Annotated in this window: 18 protein-coding genes; 4 read left to right on the top strand and 14 right to left on the bottom strand. The window is 48.3% G+C overall.

Annotated elements, in window-relative coordinates; translation table 11 throughout:
• Nucleotides 1-142: 142 nt before the first annotated feature.
• The 10 genes from AMJAP_RS06740 to AMJAP_RS06695 all read right to left on the bottom strand — a co-directional run bounded on the left by AMJAP_RS06740 (nt 143) and on the right by AMJAP_RS06695 (nt 10879).
• Nucleotides 143-904: a M48 family metallopeptidase gene (locus AMJAP_RS06740; protein ID WP_019621487.1), complete on the bottom strand. Its 762-nt coding sequence runs from the start codon at nt 902-904 to the stop codon at nt 143-145.
• Nucleotides 901-2925 carry a transglutaminase TgpA family protein gene (locus AMJAP_RS06735; protein ID WP_019621486.1) on the bottom strand — a complete coding sequence of 675 codons (2025 nt, stop codon included), beginning with the start codon at nt 2923-2925 and terminating at the stop codon, nt 901-903. Before AMJAP_RS06735 ends, AMJAP_RS06740 begins: the two co-directional genes overlap by 4 nt.
• On the bottom strand, nt 2922-3950 hold the full coding sequence (locus AMJAP_RS06730; RefSeq protein ID WP_019621485.1) for a DUF58 domain-containing protein: 1029 nt from the start codon (nt 3948-3950) through the stop codon (nt 2922-2924). Before AMJAP_RS06730 ends, AMJAP_RS06735 begins: the two co-directional genes overlap by 4 nt.
• Nucleotides 3951-3959: 9 nt before the next feature.
• Nucleotides 3960-4880 (bottom strand): AAA family ATPase, encoded by a 921-nt coding sequence (locus tag AMJAP_RS06725; protein ID WP_019621484.1) that lies wholly within the window; start codon nt 4878-4880, stop codon nt 3960-3962.
• A 125-nt stretch (nt 4881-5005) separates the two neighbouring features.
• Nucleotides 5006-5488: an FKBP-type peptidyl-prolyl cis-trans isomerase gene (locus AMJAP_RS06720; protein ID WP_019621483.1), complete on the bottom strand. Its 483-nt coding sequence runs from the start codon at nt 5486-5488 to the stop codon at nt 5006-5008.
• Between the two features lie 112 nt (nt 5489-5600).
• On the bottom strand, nt 5601-6644 hold the full coding sequence (locus AMJAP_RS06715; RefSeq protein WP_019621482.1) for an NAD(P)H-dependent flavin oxidoreductase: 1044 nt from the start codon (nt 6642-6644) through the stop codon (nt 5601-5603).
• A gap of 18 nt (nt 6645-6662) precedes the next feature.
• On the bottom strand, nt 6663-7295 hold the full coding sequence (locus tag AMJAP_RS06710; RefSeq protein ID WP_019621481.1) for a LysE family translocator: 633 nt from the start codon (nt 7293-7295) through the stop codon (nt 6663-6665).
• 71 nt (nt 7296-7366) lie between these two features.
• On the bottom strand, nt 7367-8260 hold the full coding sequence (locus AMJAP_RS06705; RefSeq protein WP_019621480.1) for a DMT family transporter: 894 nt from the start codon (nt 8258-8260) through the stop codon (nt 7367-7369).
• Nucleotides 8260-8988 carry an ABC transporter permease gene (locus tag AMJAP_RS06700; RefSeq protein ID WP_019621479.1) on the bottom strand — a complete coding sequence of 243 codons (729 nt, stop codon included), beginning with the start codon at nt 8986-8988 and terminating at the stop codon, nt 8260-8262. The genes AMJAP_RS06705 and AMJAP_RS06700 overlap by 1 nt, the downstream gene beginning before the upstream one ends.
• A gap of 58 nt (nt 8989-9046) precedes the next feature.
• Nucleotides 9047-10879, bottom strand: coding sequence for an ABC transporter ATP-binding protein (locus tag AMJAP_RS06695; RefSeq protein ID WP_019621478.1), 1833 nt, complete (start codon nt 10877-10879; stop codon nt 9047-9049).
• Between the two features lie 283 nt (nt 10880-11162).
• Here AMJAP_RS06695 and AMJAP_RS06690 point away from each other — a divergent pair, with 283 nt between their 5' ends.
• The gene (locus tag AMJAP_RS06690) at nt 11163-14369 is read left to right on the top strand and encodes a bifunctional diguanylate cyclase/phosphodiesterase (RefSeq protein WP_019621477.1); all 3207 of its coding nucleotides are present in this window, start codon (nt 11163-11165) and stop codon (nt 14367-14369) included.
• 4 nt (nt 14370-14373) lie between these two features.
• Here the strand turns inward: AMJAP_RS06690 and AMJAP_RS06685 are convergent, their stop codons facing one another.
• The 4 genes from AMJAP_RS06685 to AMJAP_RS06670 all read right to left on the bottom strand — a co-directional run bounded on the left by AMJAP_RS06685 (nt 14374) and on the right by AMJAP_RS06670 (nt 17265).
• Nucleotides 14374-15186 (bottom strand): HD-GYP domain-containing protein, encoded by an 813-nt coding sequence (locus tag AMJAP_RS06685; protein ID WP_019621476.1) that lies wholly within the window; start codon nt 15184-15186, stop codon nt 14374-14376.
• Nucleotides 15187-15318: 132 nt separating this feature from the next.
• On the bottom strand, nt 15319-16092 hold the full coding sequence (locus AMJAP_RS06680; RefSeq protein ID WP_019621475.1) for an endonuclease: 774 nt from the start codon (nt 16090-16092) through the stop codon (nt 15319-15321).
• 112 nt (nt 16093-16204) lie between these two features.
• Nucleotides 16205-16678, bottom strand: coding sequence for a DUF2947 domain-containing protein (locus AMJAP_RS06675; RefSeq protein ID WP_019621474.1), 474 nt, complete (start codon nt 16676-16678; stop codon nt 16205-16207).
• 116 nt (nt 16679-16794) lie between these two features.
• A complete protein-coding gene (locus tag AMJAP_RS06670; protein WP_019621473.1) occupies nt 16795-17265 on the bottom strand; it encodes an NlpC/P60 family protein in 471 nt (156 codons plus the stop codon).
• Between the two features lie 97 nt (nt 17266-17362).
• Here AMJAP_RS06670 and AMJAP_RS06665 point away from each other — a divergent pair, with 97 nt between their 5' ends.
• The 3 genes from AMJAP_RS06665 (at nt 17363) to AMJAP_RS06655 (ending at nt 21050) form a co-directional block, all read left to right on the top strand.
• Complete coding sequence (locus tag AMJAP_RS06665) at nt 17363-17728, top strand: SpoIIAA family protein (protein WP_019621472.1); 366 nt, start codon at nt 17363-17365, stop codon at nt 17726-17728.
• A 154-nt stretch (nt 17729-17882) separates the two neighbouring features.
• Entirely contained in the window at nt 17883-20636 is a 2754-nt protein-coding gene (locus tag AMJAP_RS06660; protein WP_019621471.1) for a cation-transporting P-type ATPase, read from the top strand.
• 96 nt (nt 20637-20732) lie between these two features.
• Nucleotides 20733-21050, top strand: coding sequence for a hypothetical protein (locus AMJAP_RS06655; RefSeq protein WP_019621470.1), 318 nt, complete (start codon nt 20733-20735; stop codon nt 21048-21050).
• The last annotated feature ends 127 nt before the right edge of the window (nt 21051-21177 follow it).

The following is a 21177-nucleotide window of genomic DNA, read 5'->3' as shown; positions in this document are numbered from 1 at the left end:
TTTATTTTTTAGCCACATTCAAATAACTGTTTAAATGAAAAATCCATTTATAAACAGGAAAACACTACCCATTTCTTGGAAATCCACAAGGAATAGAACTAAAGTCTAACAAATCCACATCTGTAACCATTAAAAAGCCCTACTACCCTTTGTCCGGAAAAGGCTGCTCATGCCCGGCTATTTCCTGAACAGGCGGCCATTGTAATGATCCACCATTAAGCTTTAACCACGTCTGCGCCTGGCGGCACTCGGGATAAAATTTATCTACCTCAAGCCAAAATCGAGAAGAGTGATTCATCTCACGCAAGTGGCTAAGCTCATGTACGATGACATAATCAATAATCGTTAGCGGCGCCATCATCAATAACCAGTTAAAACTCACCACACCCCGGCTGTTACAGCAGCCCCACTTACGCCGGTAATAACGAACAACGACCTTAGACGGCGTAGCTCCTGTCTGCTCACTCCAAAAAATCACCCGTTGCTGGAAGAACAGCAAAGCCTGCTCTTTATAACAACGTTCAAGCTGCTCAGAGATCGCCTCAATTCGTGGTTTTCGTATACGTTTTGAGAGCTCCAGACGTATTCCCTCTGGCAGAATAACCATGCGGGTCTGCGCCTCACCATCAGACACTTCAAGACAGTATCGATGCCCCAGCCAGAGTATCTGGCTACCCTGATCAAGCACCGTATCGATTGGCGGAGTCGGCTGCCTCATTTGGAGCTCTCGCTGACGAGCATGAATCCACTGCGCTTTCTCAGCTACAAAGTTATCAATTCGAATTTGATTCACCCGACTCGGAGCCAGCACTTTAATACTGTCCGGCCTGACCTGAATTTCGATAGTTCGACGCCTTGCACTTCGGCGCAGAGTGTATTCCGGAACATTACGGTTACGATTCATCTAATGCCATCAACTCCGATATTATCTCTATTCCTGTTGACCGGTTTCAGTGTTACTTTGCAACAGAGGCGAATAAGCGTGTTAAAGCGTTGCTCCAGATCCGGATCAATGCTTTCGGCATAACAAATAAGCTCGTAACAACGTGCCAACTCTCTGAACTCATGCGCAAGGGGTGGAAAAGAGTTAGATAATCGCATTGCAAACTGAGTGACGGTCTCACCACGAAGACGCTCTAACCCGGCAGGTTCTAATCTTTTATCCAGTCGTTCGAGGGCTTTTAATAAAGGATCTTTACGAGGCCCCTGACGCAAAAGCAAACTTGCCGCCACCAGCAGTAGCACTAGACTGCCAGGTACCAGAATCAATAATAGAATTTTGACCACTGAAATATCACCTAACAACTGTTGCAGTACACCTGACTGTTGCTGATGAAAATTAAGCACCCAGCGATGCCATCCGTAGTTCATCGCTTCATATCGAAGCCTTAGCTGCTTCAACACTGAGCCACTCAAAAAACCATTACGCATCATCAGGGCGTCAGCAAGAAAGGAGGGTTCCGAGCGGAATAACTGCTCCGCCGACTGTTCTAGCCGCATAGGCGCCACCACAGAGGTAGGATCAAGTCTGTGCCAACTTAGATCTTGTATATCCCAATACTCCAGCCAGGCATGAGCCTCATATTGTCGGATAGTGAATGTATCATCCAGGGGATTCAACTCCCCCCCAAGATATCCACCCACTACTCTGGCAGGAATACCCGCAGCACGCAGCATAAACACCGCAGCACTGGAAAAGTGTCCGCAAAAACCACGTCGGGTCTGGAACAAAAACTGATCAACAGGGTCAGCAGTCAATAACTTAGGGGGCTTAAGGGTGTAACGAAAATCGCTGGCAAAGAAAGCCATCAAGCGGTCGGTATAGTTTTTTGTTCCTGCACTCTCCGCTTTCCATTTCAACGCCAGTTGCCGTGCCTGCTCATTACTCTGCGGCGGCAGTTGCAGATACTGAGCGTGACGATCTCCCGTCAATTGCTCACGAACCAGGCCAGACTGAGACACCAATTGGTACTGCGCCCTTTGCATCAACGGTGTATTGCCCACTATAGTCAGATCCGGGATACGACGAATGTTAGCCGGATAATCCGTCGGAATATCCAATCCATAGCGCCAGGGCTGACCTGTCGCCTCCATCACGATCTGATAACGATACGCCTGCCCACTGATAGAGATCTCTGGATCAGGAAGCGTTGTCATTTTTTGATCAGAACGAGTCCAGCGACGACCATCGAAGCGGTCATACGTCAGCCCTCGCCAGTAGCGTTGATTTTCCGAGGGTGATGGCCCCTCAAAGCGGGCCCTGAAAGCGACCTCAGCTGAGCGGGTAAGCTGGCTGACATCCCCCGGTGACATTGAGTCAGACAACCCCGTAAAGCTCTGACCGGTATTCATATCTACCTGCCACAAAGGCCCTATTCTGGGAAAAATCAGAAACAACACCAACATTATCGGCAACGCCTGCATGTAGAGTGTGAAGGCATGCTTTAGAGGGCGCCAAATATCGCTATTCTGCTGGCTGCGATAGACAGTGTTCAGGCAAGCGGTAACCACGATTAAACACAACAATGCATAGAGCGCCATGGGAATCGACTGATGAAACAGAAAACTACAGGCGGTCAACAGGAAAGCTACATATAACACCACTAAAGCATCTCGCCGATGGTACATCTCTGTCAGTTTTAGCAGAAAAGCAGACACAAGCAAGCCCACGGTCACTGCCATCACAGAACCGCTTCGCAACTCAATCAATAGGCCAACCACCACCGCTAATAATAAGCCAAAGCGGACGCTCCAGTGAGGGAAGTTCCAGCGGCCGCTGTGTACCATCAGCCGCCACCCCACCGTCAGAAAAGCTAACAGATACAGCCAACCCGGCAGCACAGAAACAAACGGAATGGTCACCAGTAAAATGCTGATCAGCAACCAAACCATACTGCTACGCGTCAGCTGAAACAAAGGCTTCACGGGTGCTGCTCCGTGCTACCTATATCGGTATCCAGACCGAAACAGGCCAGCGCTTCAAGTACCTGAACCCGGTGCACCTCGCCTCTGTCAGGAGAAATTTCTATACCCGGCAACAGCAAACCATATTTTTCCCCCCGTCGGTGTAACTGTAAAGCCCACCAGGTAAGCCTTGATAAGCGGGCTTCCCGCTCCAGTTCAGGCCAGAACTGCCAGCTTAACCATCGTTGGTTATCACCCAACTCAACAAAGTGTTTTGCATACATTCCCTGACCACGGGCATAATTTTTCCAGGCAACCCGCTTCAGCGACATACCGGGCTGATATTGTTCTAACCCCGCAAACTCTTCACCGCCTGAGTGCTCGGTAGAACGCGTCAGAGCCTGTTCACCTGATCCAGATCCAGTGAGATCAGGCAAAGCCCCTCCTGCCACGGGGCGCGGGTAAACCAAAGCCTGCAGGTCTGCTTGCAACCAGGTCCAGGCTCGGAAAAGACCCAGTGGATAAAAGGTTTCAATCAACATCGGCGACGCCCGCAGAGGACCACGATAATGAGTCGGTTGATACAGGCTAATACTTACCTGTCGCTGTTCAAGCAGATCAACAGCACAACCAGCTCCTTCAGCCAGACGCAGTTGAATACTTTCATATTGACGAGTGCCGTTAGCAGATAAGACTAGATCAAAAGCGATCTGCTCTCCTGTGAAGCAGGCGTGTGCACGAGCAAACTGAATACGGATACCTGAAAGATTTGCGTAGGTGTGTAAAATAGCCACGACAAATACACTCCCAAGCAGGAAAGTCGCTGCAAACATCAGATTATTCTGGTAGTTAATCGCCAGTAACAGCATAACCAGCAACAATAACAGGAACACGAAACCGGCCCGTGAAGGTAAAATGTAGATACGTCGCTGACTTAGCGTAAGCTGCTTTAGTCGAGGACTACGGCGCAGGCTCCAGTCTAAGAACCCTCGCCTCAAGCGTTGCCGAAAAGCCCCCAGCCCCGTTCGTATATCAGTTCTGATCATAAACGGCCCTCAGGCTACCACATCCACCTGACTCAGCATCTGTTGAACCAAAGCGTTCGCACCAAAACCACCAATATCCTCCGCCGCTCGCAACCGGTGCCCGGTAATCGGCCCCAGAAGCTGTTGTAAGTCTTCCGGAATCACATAATCCCGGCCTTCGATATAAGCCCAACTGCGACTGGCACTGAGTAGCGCCAACGCACCACGCGGGGATATACCAAAACTGAATTCAGGCGCCTGACGGCTATGGGCGATAAGACGTTGAAGATAATCAAGAATACTGTCCGATACTTTAACGGCAGCACAGTCAGCAGTAATTCGCTTTAGCTCCAGATCGGAGATAATAGGAGAAAGCTCTCTGAGTCGGTCACGGGGGTCGCCACCTTTCAACAATTCCCGTTCAGCCAGAACGTCTGGATAACCTAATTCGATCCGCATCAGAAAGCGATCTAGCTGAGATTCCGGGAGCGGAAACGTTCCCTGCTGTGTCACCGGGTTCTGTGTCGCGATAACAAAAAAAGGCTGAGGTAACGGATATGTCTGTCCATCAATACTAACCCTGGCCTCTTCCATCGCTTCAAGCAGTGCTGACTGAGTTTTAGGGGTTGTACGATTGACTTCATCGGCCAGTAACAACTGCGTAAAAACAGGGCCTGGATGAAACCGGAAACAATTATTGGATGGTTCAAAGATGCTGACGCCTAAAATATCTGCCGGCAGCATATCGCTGGTAAACTGTAAACGCTGATAATCTAATCCCAGTACTTTAGCTAACGCATGGGCCAATGTCGTTTTACCCATTCCCGGCAGGTCTTCAATCAATAAGTGTCCCTGACTGAAGATACAGGTCAGGGCCAGTTTTACCTGTTCCTGTTTGCCATATAGTACTTTGGATATTTCTGTTATAGCGGATTCAATCGGCTCTCTCATCGGCACTCACTGGAGGATACTGGGTCTATCGCTCAAGTATATATGCAGCGAGATCAAAAATGTTAGTACACAGGACAAACAAAAAAAGGCGCTAAGCGCCTTTTTTATTATACAAAATCAACTAATCAATGATGGTGGCCACCGGCACCATGCGCATGACCATGCTCCAGTTCCTCTTCAGAAGCATCACGTACTTCAACCACCTCAACATCAAACTTTAAAGTCTGATCGGCCAGTGGATGATTACCATCAACAATAACACTCTCTTCCGTTACTGCGGTGACAACGACTGGCTGCTGTCCCCAGGCGGTCTGTGCCATAAAGCGCATGCCTACTTCAATGGCTTCAACACCTTCAAACGCCGCACGATCCACTTCTTGTATTAGCTCTTCGTTTAACTCGCCGTAGCCCTCTTCAGGAGAAACCTCAACATTAACCTTGTCCCCAGCTTGCTTACCCAGCAACTCTTTTTCCAGACCTGGAACGATATTTCCTTTACCGTGAAGGTATGCCAGTGGCTCGCCACCGTCAGATGAGTCCATTACTTCGTCATCGAGATTAGTCAGGGTGTAGTGAATCAGGACAATTTTATTGTCAGCAATTTGCATGGTTCAGACCTCAGTAGGATAAGACGTTAACAGCACTGCTGACAGAGGCCTAAATTAGTGAATTATTTCTAATCTGGGGGTGAGTCACAATATATCAACCCCTGTTTAGAATTTATCCCTGCTCCAGACCTTCAAATAAGCTACTTATCAACGAAGCCGCTGAAACTGATCGGCAACCGGTGCGATTTTGACCGCTCCAGAGAGGAGAGAAATCGCCAACGCCCTGCTGTTCAGCGATTGTCCGCAATGGAGCAATAGCACTGGTAGCCAAAGGGAATGGCGGCGGGGCCTCTGCCATCGCCCCTAAGTCCGCCATCACTCTGTTTACAACTCCCCGGGCGGGCCCGCCTGAGAATAGATTTGTCAGTGCTGTCGGGCTTTCAACATCTTGTAATGCCTGACGATGGACTTTGCTGATACGAGACTCGTCACACAACAGGAATGCCGTACCTAACTGCACGCCAGCGGCACCCATCGACAGCGCAGCCTTTATCCCCGCTCTATCCGCAATCCCACCCGCAGCGATAACAGGCAGGTCCGTAGCAGCAATAATCTGTGGTACCAGCGCCATCGTTCCTAACTGAGTATTCAGGTCCGCGTTCAGGAAAAAACCCCGGTGACCGCCGGCTTCCAACCCCTGGGCGATGATGCCATCCACCCCCTGCTGTTCCAGCCAACGGGCTTCGGCGACAGTGGTTGCGCTAGATAGGATTTTACAACCACAGTCGCGCACACGCTGAAGCAAATCAGATTTCGGCAACCCGAAATGAAAACTCACTACAGCCGGACGATGTTCCTCCAGTACCTCAGCCATCCTATAGTCAAAGGGGATTCGAGTTGCACCTGAGGTAATCTTCTCAGGATCAATACCATATTGCTGATAATAGGGCTGCAGACATGCCCGCCATTGCTGTTCCAGGTGTGTATCAGAAGCAGGCATCGTATGAGAAAAGAAATTAAGATTTACAGGGTTATTTGTAATCGCACGAATGTTCTCTAATTCTGCTCTGAGCTGATCCGGCGTAAGCATGGCACAAGGTAAAGACCCCAACCCACCCGCTTCAGACACCGCAATCGCCAACGCGGCATCCTGAGCACCCGCCATCGGCGCCTGAATCAACGGCAAGTTGATGCCAAAAAGTTCTTCAATCTGCACTTGCCTACTCCTCTGCTTCTAGTTTTCAGCCAGGGCCAGCCGTGCACCCAGATAAACCAGTACTCCTCCACAAACCCCATTAATGCCTCGGCTGACAAATGGTCGCTGAAGCCACTGGCGCGCCCGGTTAACCGCCAACGCCAGCGTACATTGCCACAACATTGCGATGCAAAAATGAACTGCTGCTAACCCTAACGATTGAATAAGAGCAGAACCGGTGGGATCGATAAACTGAGGTAAAAAGGCCATATAAAACAAGGCCGTTTTAGGGTTCAGAGCATTCGAAAGAAACCCTTCCCGAAACGAGCGCTTAAGCAGAAACCCACTTTCTTTGGCCTCTGGTAGGGTGAAGATCCCTTGTCCTTTGAATAATGCACGCAAGCTGCTCAATCCCAGCCAGACCAGGTATCCCGCACCGATCAGCTTCAGAATTTGAAAAGCATAAGCTGATTGCAGCAAGATAACCGATATCCCCAACGCTGAAACAGCCGCATGAAGAAACAAACCGCTACAGATCCCAGTGCTGGTAGCAAAACCATCTTTCCAGCCGCCCCGGGCACTATTACGAATAGTCACCATCGTATCGACTCCTGGTGTCAGGGTCAGTAACGATATCGCTATCAAAAAGGTCAGAAACAGCTGTGTATCCATAATCAAATTCCAATTTAACTAAAATGTACCCGCTCGCGTAGTTCGCATTATAAGTACGCAAAAAGACATAATCATACCTGATTTACTCGACGCTGAAGCAGATAATAACGACCTGTAACCACCAGCAATATCCCCCCCAGCACTAATAAAGAAGCGATCATCAACCGGATAGAGATAACTTCATCGGTAAACACTACTCCGCCAAACCCGGCAATTACAGGTACCAGAAGTTGTAGCACTGCAGCCTGTATTGCAGATAACCCACCCAGGGCTTGATACCAGACGGCATAACCAACTCCCGAAGCTAAAGCCCCGGACAAAATAGCCAACAGAACCCCCTTAGTTGTCAGGTTAATATCGCCGGCAAGCAGAATTAAAACCAGTGTAACCGCAACAAAGGGCAAGGTTCTGAAAAAATTAAAATGAGTATCAGACAGTGGGTTTTCAGACCCACGCCCCATTAAGGTATACCCTCCCCAGGCGATACCTGCCGCGGTCATCAATATAGAACCCCACAATCCGGGGGTGCTGATCACCGGCGCTAATAAATAAACAAAGCCACTGAACGCCAGAAGCAACCCCAGCCATTCAATCCACAGTAGCCGGTTTCCCTTAAACAGACTAACCAGAATCATGGTTATCTGCACTGCGCCAAATAAGATCAATGCACCTGTACCGGTATCCAGACTGAGATAGGCATATGAAAAGGCCAGAGCATATATAAACAACATAACAGCAGCCCGCCAACTACCCCGCCCATCAGAGCATTTCGCCTTATGCGACTGCTGCAAAAGCCACAGCAGCGATAACACCACAATACCTGAGAGTAAACGGATAACGGTAAAGCTACCTGCATCAATACTTTGCTCCCCCAGAGCCAGACGACAAAGGACAGAGTTACCCGCAAAGGCCAGCAGAGCAAAGACCGTAAACAAAACCGTAGATAACACTGTACGCTGACTCATCAACGACTCTCTCTTTTATCGCCATCGTTACTTTTTACCTGATAAACCCGCCCCAGCTGCCAAAGCATCAATGCTGCGCCACAGCCACCTGAACCCAACACCATAGCCATAATCATGATCTGATAACGCACAGCAACCAGTGGCGATACTCCGGATAGTATCTGCCCAGTCATCATTCCCGGCAAAGAGACTAAGCCTACGGCCAGCAGGCTGTTAATCTGAGGAATCATCGACGCCTGAAAGGCCTTAAGCCTGGCTTCAGGCTCCGATTTCCCTTCCTCAAGCTCTGCCTGGTAACGTTCAGTTGCCAGACTAATAGCATTCATTGTGTTGGCAAAATACATACCGGCCAACGGAATAACGATACGTGGCTCATACCAGGATTCCACACCGATCACTAACACCAGAGAGATGAACAGATGTAATCCGGCAGAACTGGCCAGTGCTATTATTGCTGGCTTAAAATAGCTGCGTTGATGTCCCACCGGACGAAGCGCAATCCAACTGGCAATACAAACCATCATTACCAACACCACAGCTGTAATCCAGGGAGATGGATTTTCAAACAGAGCTACCAGTACGTAACCCACTGCAATCAACTGTAGCGTCATCCGGGCAGCAGATAGCAACACTTCAGAGGCTTTACCAGACCAGCGAGCATAGACGATGGCAATCAACACCACGGGAACCACGCACCAGGCGAGTGATAGCCATGAAATAACGTGCATTCAAATACTCCTCTTTTCTCCGAAAGCCATTCATAGCAGAGTTGTATGTCATTCAGGTTTAAGTATCCATTCCAATAAAACCACCCGATTGGTGTGCCCAAAGGTGAGCATAGATCCCACCCTGTCTGATCAGTTCATGGTGAGAGCCTTGCTCTACAATCTGCCCCTTATCCATCACAATTAGTCGGTCCATTGCCGCGATGGTCGAGAGCCGGTGTGCAATAGCGATAACGGTTTTTCCGGGCATCAAATTAGACAGTCCCCGCTGAATATCGGCTTCAACTTCTGAATCCAGTGCCGATGTAGCCTCATCCAGAATCAAAATCGGTGCGTCCTTTAGAATAACCCGGGCAATAGCGATCCGCTGGCGCTGTCCACCGGAAAGCTTAACACCCCGTTCTCCCACCTGGGCGTCATAACCGGTCCTTCCTTCCGGATCACTCAGGCCGAGTATAAATTCATGGGCCTCTGCTCTGCTGGCAGCGGCCAGCATCTCATCCTCTGACGCGTCCGGATGGCCATAAAGGATATTGTCTCTCACACTACGATGCAGCAGCGAAGTATCCTGGGTCACCATTCCAATCTGGCTACGTAAACTCTCTTGCTGGACCTGCCTGATATCTTGCTCATCAATTGTAATGCGGCCATCCGCGAGATCATGGAAACGCAGTAACAGGTTCACCAGCGTCGACTTACCCGCTCCCGAACGTCCCACAACCCCGACCTTTTCACCGGGTTTTATATGCAGGTTGAGATGTTCCATTACGCCTTCCGTCTTGCCGTAATGAAACGAAACATCTTCAAACCGAATCGCGCCACTCTTAACAACCAACGGTCTTGCTTCGTCCCCATCGGTCACCTCAAGCGGCTGGGAAAGTGTATTCATGCCGTCATTGACTGTGCCAATATTCTCAAACAGCATACTCACTTCCCACATCACCCACTGAGACATACCGTTCAGACGAAGCGCCAGGCTAATCGCAATAGCGATCGCGCCAACACTCACCAGACTAAAACTCCAAAGATAGATTGAAACACCGGTAATGATAAATACAAGCAGATAGTTCAGGCATTGAACCATCACATTCAGGCCCGTAGCTAAACGCATCTGGCGATACACCGTATGAAGAAAACCATCCATACTTTCGCGGGCATAATCAGATTCCCGCTGGCTGTGAGAAAACAGTTTCACGGTGGAAATATTAGTATAACTATCAACGACTCTTCCGGTCATTAATGATCGAGCATCCGCCTGAGCCGCTGAGATATCGCGTAGCCGGGGAACGAAATACCACATAAGCAGCACATAGCCCGTTAGCCACCCCAGCAATGGCAACATCAACCTGATATCCGATTGCGCTACCAGTACCAACATCGACAAAAAATAGACCGCTATATACACCAGTACATCAAGCAACTTCATCACCGCCTCACGTACAGCCAATGATGTTTGCATCACTTTAGTCGCTATCCGGCCAGCAAAGTCATTCTGATAGAATGAAAGGCTTTGTCGTAACAGATAACGGTGGGCCAGCCAGCGGATCGACATGGGAAAGTTACCCAGAAGGACCTGATGGACAACCAGCGAATGAAGCATAACTAAGGCAGGCAGTCCCAATAGTAAAATGATCCCCACCAATGTAAGTGTATCCCCCTCCTCCTGCCAGAAAGTTTCAGGCTGCTTAGTACTGAGCCAATCCACCAATTGCCCAAGGAAACCAAACAGAGCAACTTCCAGCATAGCTAATACCGCTGAAAGCAGTGCCATTAGGAGAAGAGGCCACTCCATTCCCCGCATATAGTAACGACAAAAAGCATAAATACCGGAAGGCGGTTGTCCCGGCTCAGGTTCTGGATAGGGATTGGTTAAACGTTCAAAAAATTGCAGCATGATTAGATCCGAAAGCGGCACGCGATGTACTAAGAGTGGGAGCTGAGGGAAAATAATACCCTAAACTGAAGCAGTTAAATACGCACTGAGTCAGCGATTGAATCAGCTCTCCCTTAAGGTAACACAAAGATTTTCCATCACCATTTTGACCAGTAAACCCCATAAACTTAACCTATCTGGGCTAAGCTGCGATAAAATATCAATTGAATATTTGGGTTTCTATAGTCTGTCGTGTGAGGCAATTGTACTCGCCACCACCTACAGACCTCATGGATATGCATGAATGGCTTTATTTCGTTTTTTACCGACATCACTGCATAACCGGGTCTTAATACTGACGCTGGCGGGTTTTCTTATCTCAGCCATCGCGATCACCACGCTAATTTTTCGTTATATCCAACACGACTCCATCCACTTATTAGTTGAACAACAACAAACGATGGTGGATATGGTCTCGCGACAGATGGATTCAGCTCTGCGAAAACGCGTACTCGAACTGGAAAAATTTGCCGACACACTCCATTCAAGAACCCGACTGCACTCCAATGGGATAATTCAGGAAACACTCAAGCGGGACACCCAGCTCCAGTCGATGTTTAATGGTGGCATAGTGGTTCTTAACCGTCAGGGAATTTCTGTTGTTGATTACCCGATGGTACCGAACCGTACAGGCATAAACTTTTCCGACCGCCAGCATCTGAAAAAAGCCCGTAGTAGAAAAGCCACTGTTATTTCCAAACCCCTCATCGGGAAAGGCCTAAACACACCTCTGTTTGCCATCAATTCCCCGATATTATCTGGTACAGATGAAGTACTCGGCTATATTTTTGGGGTAAATGTACTAGCCGATGACAATCTGCTTAAAGAGATTTCCCGACAATCCTTCAGTGATGGCGGTCGCATGATGATTATCGACCCCAATCTGAAAATTTTTGTCACTGATACCCAGGCTGGCAGGCCACTGGAAAACTATCTAAAAGACAAACATTGCCGCTGTATAGAAGCGGTATTGGCTGGCAACCCATCGGGCATTAGCCAGGACCTTCTGGGGAACAGCGTCTTATACGCTTCGGCTAAAATAGATAAAATGGGCTGGATTGTCATCCGGACCTACCCGCTGCAAAAAGCGATGGCCACGATTAATCAACTCACCAATAAAATTGTTCTGGTTAGCATCATAACCATTCTGGTAATGGGCTCTTTAATCGCCTTCTTTTTAAGGCGGCTACTAACACCGTTAACCCAGGCCTCTCGCGAAATTCGGATGATGGCGGACGGACAACTTTCAGAACACACCCTGACGGTTCGTAGCCACGATGAGGTGGGGCAATTACTCCAGGCGTTCAACCAGTTACACCGCACCCGCTACCGTTACGAACACGCCCTTAAGGAGTCTGAGGAACGTTACCGGCTAACCATGGAAGCGACCGAGACAGGCTTATGGAGCTGGGATCTAACCGATGACTCAATTCATTGGGATAGCCAGTGTTATAAAATGCTCGGCTTTAAAGATCAGGCATTCCAGCTTACCCGAAAATTATTCCGCAAGCTGATGCACCCGGAAGATCAGGTGCGTTTCTATATCAACTTTTTGCCACAAATGCTCAATAACCACACAGCCGAAATTGAGTTCCGGCTTCTTACTAATGACAATAGATGGCTGTGGGTTCAAAGCCGGGGAAAACCTATCCGCTTTGGCCGTAATAACCATCCACTCTGTATCGCCGGTACTCATCTGAATTTTGAGAAGCAGCGGCAGACAGAACAATTGCACATGGCCGCCGCAGCATTTGAAGCCAACGACGCCATTATGATTGTTGACTCTCAAGGTATGATTGCCAAAGTTAATAATGCGTTCAGCCAGATCACTGGTTACTCTTCTGAAGATGCGATAGGCCATTCTCCTGCTATTTTGCGTTCCGGTATTCATAAAAGTCCGTTCTACAAAGAGATGCAAAAAAGTCTTAGCAAAACCGGCAAATGGCAAGGAGAGATCTGGAACCGGCATAAAGAAGGGGATGTTTATATCGCCTGGCTAAACATCAATACGCTATACAACGATGACGGTAGCATCTATCAACGCATCGCTACCTTCTCCGACATTACCGAAAAGAAACGCACCGAAGAGCTGATATGGAAACAAGCAAACTTTGATCCGCTTACCAACCTGCCTAACCGACGCATGTTTATGGATCGTCTGGCTCAGGAGATCCGCCTGGCTTCCCGCTCCGAAACCTCTCTGGCACTTCTTTTCCTCGACCTTGATCGCTTCAAAGAGGTCAATGATTCACTGGGACACAATGTCGGTGACCAATTGCTGGTAGAGGTCGCAAACCGATTCAGAGAACTGGTTCGCAGTAGCGATACCATCGCTCGGCTGGGGGGAGATGAATTTACCATTATACTGCCACAGATTGACAACAGTGCTCAGGTTGATCAGGTGGCCAATAAGATACTCACCTCTCTGGAGCTCCCCTTTGAGATAAACCAGGAATCCCTGCATATCTCGGCAAGTATCGGTGCAACGCTCTATCCTCAGGATGGCGAGCATCCGGAACAACTGATTAAAAATGCTGACCAGGCGATGTATGCGGCCAAAGAAGCGGGACGCAGTAAATTACATTACTTTACCCCCAGCATGCAGACACTCGCACTTAAGCGGGCAAACCTGATCAAAGAGCTTCGTCGGGCAATCGACGAATCTCAATTCCAACTTTATTTCCAGCCGGTTATCGATCTGCATAGTCAAAACGTTATAAAAGCTGAAGCACTGATTCGTTGGAACCACCCTGTTCAAGGACTATTACACCCCTCTCAGTTCATTCCGGAAGCGGAAGATAGCGGTCTGATAGTTGAGTTAGATGACTGGAGTTTCAGAGCTGCTTTACAACAAGCTCTGCTGTGGCGCTCTTCGCTTACTCCGGAACTGCAGCTTTGTGTAAATACATCTGCCACTCATTTCGAAAACAACGTCGGCAGCTCCATACCCGAGCGCTGGATTCAACTCATCCGGGAGTCCGGTTGTGATAACACACTCCCAGAGAGTACCTCTGCTCCCTGCTCTTGCATCGGTATCGAAATAAAAGAGCATCTGTTGACCGATTCATCCGCGGAAACAAAGCAACGAATATTGCAACTCAGAGAAGCAAACATACAAGTGACGCTAGACAATTTTGGCACCGGTTTCTCTTTGTTAACTCACCTGAATCAACTGGACATCGACTTTTTGAAGATAGACCGGGACTTTATTCGCACAATACAATCAGATACTAATAATATGGTGCTCTGTAATGCCATCATCGTCATGGCACATACACTTGGATTGAAAGTCATCGCAGAGGGTGTTGAAACACTTGAACAGCAAGAGCTGCTGCGCCAGGCCAATTGTGACTACGTGCAAGGGTTCTATTACGCGAAAGCGATGACTGCCGACGAATTTGAACACTGGTATCTTGAATTCAGCGAACAGAAAACAGCACTGGCGAACTGATGCATTAAAAGACAGAAGGTTGAAGTGCTGCAGCTTTAATTTCTTCATAATTAGCCAAAAACAGATCAACCACCTGCGGGTCGAAATGAATGCCCGCCTGCTCCTGCAGATAAAACAGTACCTGATCCTCAGGCCAGGGCTCTTTATAAACCCGCTTCTCCAACAGCGCATCCCAGACATCAATAATGGCAAACAATCTGGCAGCAATAGGAATCGCATCTCCTTGCAGACCTTCAGGGTAACCACTGCCATTCCAACGTTCATGATGACTGTAGGGAATATCAATTGACGGCTTAAGAAACTCTATATCCTGCATCATGTCACGGGCAATCACAGGGTGCTGTTTCATAAGCTCCCACTCATCTTCATTCAGAGGACCCGGTTTAATCAAAATACTATCAGGAATACCCACCTTACCCGCATCATGCATCATCGCGCCACGGCCGATGTAAGTCAGTTTTTCCCCCTCTATACCCATCAAACTTGCAAGTTTAACGGTCATCCGGGTGACCCGCAGGCTATGTTCACGGGTTTCTTTATGACGGATATCCATCACCTGAACCCAACCCTCAAGAGTCTGGTCATAGCTTTTTCGCAACTGTTTATTAACATCATTAATGCGATTAAAGTCCGAGCGAATCAGAAAGAAAAGCAGTAAAGAAGTACAAACGACAAACCCCAGACCTTTAAAATTCTGGGCCTGGGTAATCCCCTCCGGGGTATGAAACAGGCTGGCTACGACCGCATCTGAAAAATAGATCCACAAAGAAGCGAAGACTAAGTAGACCAAAACGGTACGATAATAGGATGTTGTCATCAGATTCCCCGGTAAGGACACTCAGGATAAATAGGCTGATTGCAGAATATCAGTTAAAGCGGCCCTCCGGCTTATATAAACCACAAACTGGGTACAACAGTTCTGACGTTTCAGACAAAACTTTCCCACAGCTTAAAGCTTACCGAGTTTTGTCAATATGCGATCAATCAATGACTCTTTTGAGTCTTCAGGGAGGACACTAGCTTTCTGAGGCTGTTCTGAAAAGGCTTCAGTCACGTAAGGGTTACTATTGCCCTGCACTTCACTGATCATTTGATTGCGATCCAACTCCCAACGATCAACCGGATCCTGTTTATGCCAGGCTGCAAATAACTTTTCCTGCTTTGAGCTGATCTTCAAACCATACTGATCACGCATATAGAAATAGGTTCGGGCGATATCACCCTGCCGTCCTAATGGAGGTTCAACCTTACGACGTTTGAAATCGACCTCCATATCACAGCGACCATAGACCCGAGGCTCACCTTCTAACATCGAAAAGCTATAGTTTGACCGGTCACCATTTACCTCGCCAATCGCCGGTACCAGATTGTGTAAATCGGCTTCCATGCGACGAAAATCCGCTTCTTTTTTACAGGCTTTACGCCCACCATTCTGCCAGCATTGTAACTGATGACCAAAGGCCCAGGCTGGGACAACATGCTCCCATTCTATTCTGCCTGCCCGGTTAGCATTTTTGCGCGGACTATACCCACAGCTATCCCATTGGGGGACGAGCTTCCTTCCTTTCGCCTGATAATCACAACCGCAATAAAAACTCACAGGGTTCGTTTGATACAACCCGGTCAGAATACGTTTAGACTTACTAAAAGATGAGGGTGGTTCAGCAGCGGCTGACATTGAAAACAACGAAGTACATAGAACAACCAGAAACGGCTTGAACATTGAGATTCCTTAAAAAGAACAATAGGAATCCCTCCCTATGACTCATCATCCATGATGACGGTTTATAGATCATTAAAATGGTTTATTTGATACTAAATGGGCGATAGAGGTCTTACTTGCGATTTCCGATACGATAGTTTCCCGTCTGATGAAACTGCACCACCTGCTTACGCTTACGGCCAATCAACAGGGGACCATCATCGAAGAACAGGAAATTCTTCCAGTTGCGGCGAAATACATCCCAGGTGGTTTCTATCACATGTTCGCTTTCATAACAGAACCAGATAACGGTAGACTCATCCCATTGCAGGTGCTCTGCCAGCATTTCCGGTAAAGCCGGGTCATCAGACTCCCAGAGCTTTTGCCAGTTATCGGTTTCCAGCCAGGTCTGTTTCTTGTTCGCCCAGTCACCTTCACCAAAAAGCTCCGGATGGCTGTTCTCTTTACTAATCTGTTGTGACCACACCTGTTCAGCTCGCGCTTCAGTCAAAGGTTTAATCTCAGCCAGATCCTCATCACTGACAGGCATATCTTTATGCTTAAAAATCCAGATCTTTTTATATTGTTCTATTGGCTGATAATTCATTAAAAAATAGCTCATTACTGCTGGGAGGTTTCAGGGCATTCACAATGCCGCCACACTATACCAGAAAGAACTTAAGCAGAAAGCGCTTCTGCTGAAAGTGTAACCATCAAATGGACTTAAAGATCTGGTCGCCGAGCCTGCCAAAAATGTTCAACCCAATAAGGATTATCCAATTCAGAGATCATCACCCCCCGACTGGTAGAAGCGTGCAGAAACTGACCTTCGCCCAGATAAATACCGACATGGCGAACTTTAATGCTGCTGCGATAGAACAATAAGTCTCCCGGCTTTATTAACGCCAGCGAAACTTGCTTCCCTTGTTTCACCTGATCCACAGTGGTGCGGGGCAGCTCTACACCTAACTGTTCACGGAAAGTTAACTGAGTAAAGGCAGAACAATCCACTCCCCGCTTGTCAGTACCGCCCAACCGATAAGGTACACCCTGCCACTCTTGATACTGAACCAGCAAGCGCTGCCTTACTTCGGCGCCTTCAGCAGACATTACCTCAGGTTGAGCAATACGCTGCGGCTGAGCAGCACAACCGCTCAGGCAGAGTATCAACATCAGAATAATAGTTTTTGTCATAGTCGCTACTGTATCGGCAATTTTGAATATTTTTTGACAGGAGAATCATCGCCGATACACTACACCCCATTCAGTCTGCTGATTAAAGGAAATACCGATGCTTCATATTCTGCCGGAAACAGCCGGAGATATCATAGTGCTTCAAGCCACAGGCACGCTAACATCAGAGGATTATCAAGAGACTTTCATCCCTCTGATCGAAGAAAAAACAGCAGCCCATCAAAAAGTTCGCTGCCTTATCTATCTTGATCCTGATTTCAAGGGCTGGCAAGCCGGGGCTATGTGGGAAGATGCCAAACTGGGAACTCGCCATGGCAATGACTTTATCCGGCTTGCCGTCGTGGGCGGCGGTAACTGGCTGGACTGGGCCGTTAAGATCAGTGCTGCTTTTATCACTGGTGAGGCAAAGCATTTTTCGGAAAGCCAGTTTTTACAAGCCCTTCACTGGATTGATGAAGCCTAAACGCCCCTTTTAAAAAAGTTATGACCCCGATCAGTATTCTTTCCTGAAATCCAGCGCGTTCTAAAAGGCGCTCAACAAACTGATCTGGGTTAGCGTTTTTTACCTCTTTAGTCGCTATTCTTATTCTGTGTTGTCTACAGTAAGGAATGCATCAATGGACACTCTCGACACTCTCGACACTCTCGACACTCTCGATACTCTCGATACTCAAACATCTATTCAAACACCGACAGACTGGCACAGCTATAGCCCCGAACAGGTAACTGGAAAGCTAGATACTTCAGATCAGGGCCTGAGTGAAGAACAGGCTGCTGCGCGTTTGAAGAAGTTTGGGGAGAACCGTTTACCCGCCCCGCCCCGCCGTAGTGGATTAACCCGGCTTCTGTCACAGTTTCATAACGTTCTTATCTATGTACTTTTAGTTGCAGCCATAGTGACAGCACTACTTGGGCACAGCGTCGATTCCGGCGTTATTATCGCCGTCGTTATTATCAACGCTTTAGTGGGTTTCATCCAGGAAGGTAAAGCTGAAAAAGCCATTGATGCCGTACGTCATATGCTGTCTCAACAAGCCGTTGTAATTCGCCATGGACAACGCAAACAGATTCCAGCGGAAGAACTGGTACCTGGCGATGTGGTTTTTATCCAGTCAGGCGACAGGGTTCCGGCAGATCTTCAGCTCTTTAAGCTAAAAGAGCTGAATATTGAGGAAGCACTGCTTACCGGAGAGTCCGTACCGGTTTTAAAACAAACTAACCCGGTAGCCTCTGATGCTGATTTAGGCGATAGAACGAACCTGGCTTTTTCCGGTACGCTGGTTACCCATGGACAAGGTATGGGTACTGTCATTGCTACCGGTGCAGCAACTGAGATCGGTCGCATCAGCACCCTTCTGGCAGAGGTTCACACACTCACCACCCCCTTAACTCGACAGCTGGATAGTTTTGCCCGCTGGCTGACCGGAGCTATATTGCTGATCGCTCTGGCCACCATGGCATTTGGCTATCTTGTCAGAGATTACGCCTTGGGGGATATGTTCCTCGCAGCAGTCGGTCTTGCAGTTGCAGCGATACCTGAGGGCTTACCGGCGGTCATAACGATCGCTCTGGCAATCGGGGTTCAGCGTATGGCTAATCGCCGTGCGATCATCCGCCGTCTCCCCGCCGTTGAAACATTAGGCTCAGTCTCTGTTATCTGCTCCGATAAAACCGGCACACTGACCCGCAACGAGATGACTGTTACTACGGTTACCTCAGCCCGCTGCAGTGCCGATATCAGTGGCGTGGGTTATAACCCTCATGGCACCTTCAGTTGCGAGAATAAGGATCTGAATCTTAAAGAGTTTGATGAATTTCAACAACTCTGTCGGGCCGCCGTCCTGTGTAATGACGCACAGTTAACACAAAGAGATGAAGACTGGACTATTGAAGGCGATCCGACTGAAGGCGCTTTGCTGGTGATGGGGGCCAAATCTGGTATTAATCTGCAAGAATTGCATTTGACCATGCCCAGAGATGACCTCATTCCATTTGAGTCTGAGCACCGCTTTATGGCGACTCTGCACCATGACCACCTGGGTAACGGGATAATCTATGTAAAAGGCGCAATCGAAGCCATTTTACCCCGTTGTCACTGGCAAAAAGTGGGTGAGGATAATGTGAATTTAGATGCAGATTACTGGAACCTTCAGCAAGAATTGATTGCCCGTCAGGGGAAAAGAACCTTAGCTTTGGCGCAGCTAGAGGTCACGGAAGCACATAGAATTCTGCACTTCAACGATATCAGTAATAACCTGACCCTACTGGGTGTCGTTGGCATTATTGATCCTCCACGGGAAGAAGCGATAAAAGCGGTGGCAGAGTGTCACCAGGCCGGTGTACAGGTCAAAATGATTACCGGTGACCATGTTACCACTGCCACGGCTATCGCCTTACAGATGGGAATTACTGAATCTCCACACACGCTGACAGGCAGCCAGATAGAACAGATGACAGACGAAGAGCTCCAGGACAAAGTCGAAAGTGTCCAGGTTTTTGCACGGGCCAGTCCCGAGCACAAACTGCGCATTGTCAGTGCTCTTCAGGCTCGCCATCATGTGGTTGCAATGACCGGGGATGGGGTAAACGATGCACCCTCTCTTAAACGCGCCGATGTCGGTACGGCCATGGGTGTTAAAGGCACCGAAGCGGCCAAAGAGGCCTCCGAAATGGTCCTGGCAGATGATAACTTTGCCTCTATCACTCACGCGGTAGAAGAGGGACGCACGGTATTCGATAACATCAGCAAATCTATTCTGTTTATCTTACCCACTAACGGCGGTGAAGCACTGACAGTGATGGCGGCCATCGCACTGGGAACACTGCTGCCAGTAACACCAGCACAAATCCTCTGGGTCAATATGATCACCGCCGTTACGCTGGCGTTGTCGCTAACCTTCGAGCCAACTGAACCCGGCGTTATGCAACGCCCACCCCGCAATACCCGTAGCCCGATCCTCTCCCCCTTCATGGTTTGGCGTATTGTGTTTGTATCTCTGCTCATGGTGGCCGGGACCTTTGGTCTCTTCCTATGGGAGCGGAGCAACGGAACCGATATTAATACGGCGCGTACTATCGCCGTTAATACCTTAGTCATTCTAGAGATTTTCTATCTTTTGAATTCACGTTTCCTCACCCGATCAGTATTAACACGGGATGGAATACTGGGTAATCCGTACGCCCTTTACGCGATAGCGCTGGTAATCTTTTTCCAGCTACTCTTTACTTATTTACCCATTATGCAGCTTTTCTTCCATACCGTTAGCATTGACGCTGCCGCCTGGGGAAGAATATTACTCGTCGGCTTCATACTCTTTCTGGCCGTGGAACTGGAGAAGAAACTCATTCATGGACCACAGAATAAAAAATAAAGCGAGGCTAAACACAAAATGCGAATGATATTTACCAAAAGCTCTCTAAAATAGGGCATAATTGATCGTTTGTTATACAACACTGGGATATCGGATATGATCAAGCGTCAAACTAAAGCAGAACTGCGAAGACAATTACAGCAGGAAACCCAAGCCTTTCTGAGTAAAGGCGGAGCGGTTGCTGAGGTTGAAACCGGCGCCACTGGCTTAGTAAACGGTTCATATCGAAACGCCGGTTTTATTCTAAACCCTCAACGTCAGGAACGTACTCCTTTGAATGGCGTACTGGCTCAGATTGATGCCCGCAAATCCGAACGTACTCAACGAGCAACGGCGGTACAGAAAAGTACTCGCCAACGTAAAAAAGTAATCTATGATGATTTCGGTGAGCCTCTGCGTGTCGTAATGGAGTAAAGCCCACTAACACGCTCTATCGCTTCATATTTCTTTTCAGCGGCCTCCGATATCCCGCTGAATAGGAAATATCTTATTTCAATCGCCATTTAACTCCAGCTCGCAGTACCACTAAACTTCCCGATAC

It is taken from the genome of Amphritea japonica ATCC BAA-1530, from assembly GCF_016592435.1.
Taxonomy (GTDB): domain Bacteria; phylum Pseudomonadota; class Gammaproteobacteria; order Pseudomonadales; family Balneatricaceae; genus Amphritea; species Amphritea japonica.
Note: the sequence above shows the minus strand (reverse complement) of the source record. Positions and strands in the feature narration are given on the sequence as shown.

Excerpts from the sequence above, each read along its gene's own strand:
- AMJAP_RS06680 (WP_019621475.1), bottom strand. The coding sequence starts at position 16,092 with ATGTTCAAGCCGTTTCTGGTTGTTCTATGTACTTCGTTGTTTTCAATG.
- AMJAP_RS06660 (WP_019621471.1), top strand. The coding sequence starts at position 17,883 with ATGGACACTCTCGACACTCTCGACACTCTCGACACTCTCGATACTCTC.
- AMJAP_RS06675 (WP_019621474.1), bottom strand. The coding sequence starts at position 16,678 with ATGAATTATCAGCCAATAGAACAATATAAAAAGATCTGGATTTTTAAG.
- AMJAP_RS06740 (WP_019621487.1), bottom strand. The coding sequence starts at position 904 with ATGAATCGTAACCGTAATGTTCCGGAATACACTCTGCGCCGAAGTGCA.
- AMJAP_RS06720 (WP_019621483.1), bottom strand. The coding sequence starts at position 5,488 with ATGCAAATTGCTGACAATAAAATTGTCCTGATTCACTACACCCTGACT.
- AMJAP_RS06700 (WP_019621479.1), bottom strand. The coding sequence starts at position 8,988 with ATGCACGTTATTTCATGGCTATCACTCGCCTGGTGCGTGGTTCCCGTG.
- AMJAP_RS06665 (WP_019621472.1), top strand. The coding sequence starts at position 17,363 with ATGCTTCATATTCTGCCGGAAACAGCCGGAGATATCATAGTGCTTCAA.
- AMJAP_RS06695 (WP_019621478.1), bottom strand. The coding sequence starts at position 10,879 with ATGCTGCAATTTTTTGAACGTTTAACCAATCCCTATCCAGAACCTGAG.
- AMJAP_RS06685 (WP_019621476.1), bottom strand. The coding sequence starts at position 15,186 with ATGACAACATCCTATTATCGTACCGTTTTGGTCTACTTAGTCTTCGCT.
- AMJAP_RS06670 (WP_019621473.1), bottom strand. The coding sequence starts at position 17,265 with ATGACAAAAACTATTATTCTGATGTTGATACTCTGCCTGAGCGGTTGT.
- AMJAP_RS06705 (WP_019621480.1), bottom strand. The coding sequence starts at position 8,260 with ATGAGTCAGCGTACAGTGTTATCTACGGTTTTGTTTACGGTCTTTGCT.
- AMJAP_RS06730 (WP_019621485.1), bottom strand. The coding sequence starts at position 3,950 with ATGATCAGAACTGATATACGAACGGGGCTGGGGGCTTTTCGGCAACGC.
- AMJAP_RS06725 (WP_019621484.1), bottom strand. The coding sequence starts at position 4,880 with ATGAGAGAGCCGATTGAATCCGCTATAACAGAAATATCCAAAGTACTA.
- AMJAP_RS06655 (WP_019621470.1), top strand. The coding sequence starts at position 20,733 with ATGATCAAGCGTCAAACTAAAGCAGAACTGCGAAGACAATTACAGCAG.
- AMJAP_RS06690 (WP_019621477.1), top strand. The coding sequence starts at position 11,163 with ATGGCTTTATTTCGTTTTTTACCGACATCACTGCATAACCGGGTCTTA.
- AMJAP_RS06710 (WP_019621481.1), bottom strand. The coding sequence starts at position 7,295 with ATGGATACACAGCTGTTTCTGACCTTTTTGATAGCGATATCGTTACTG.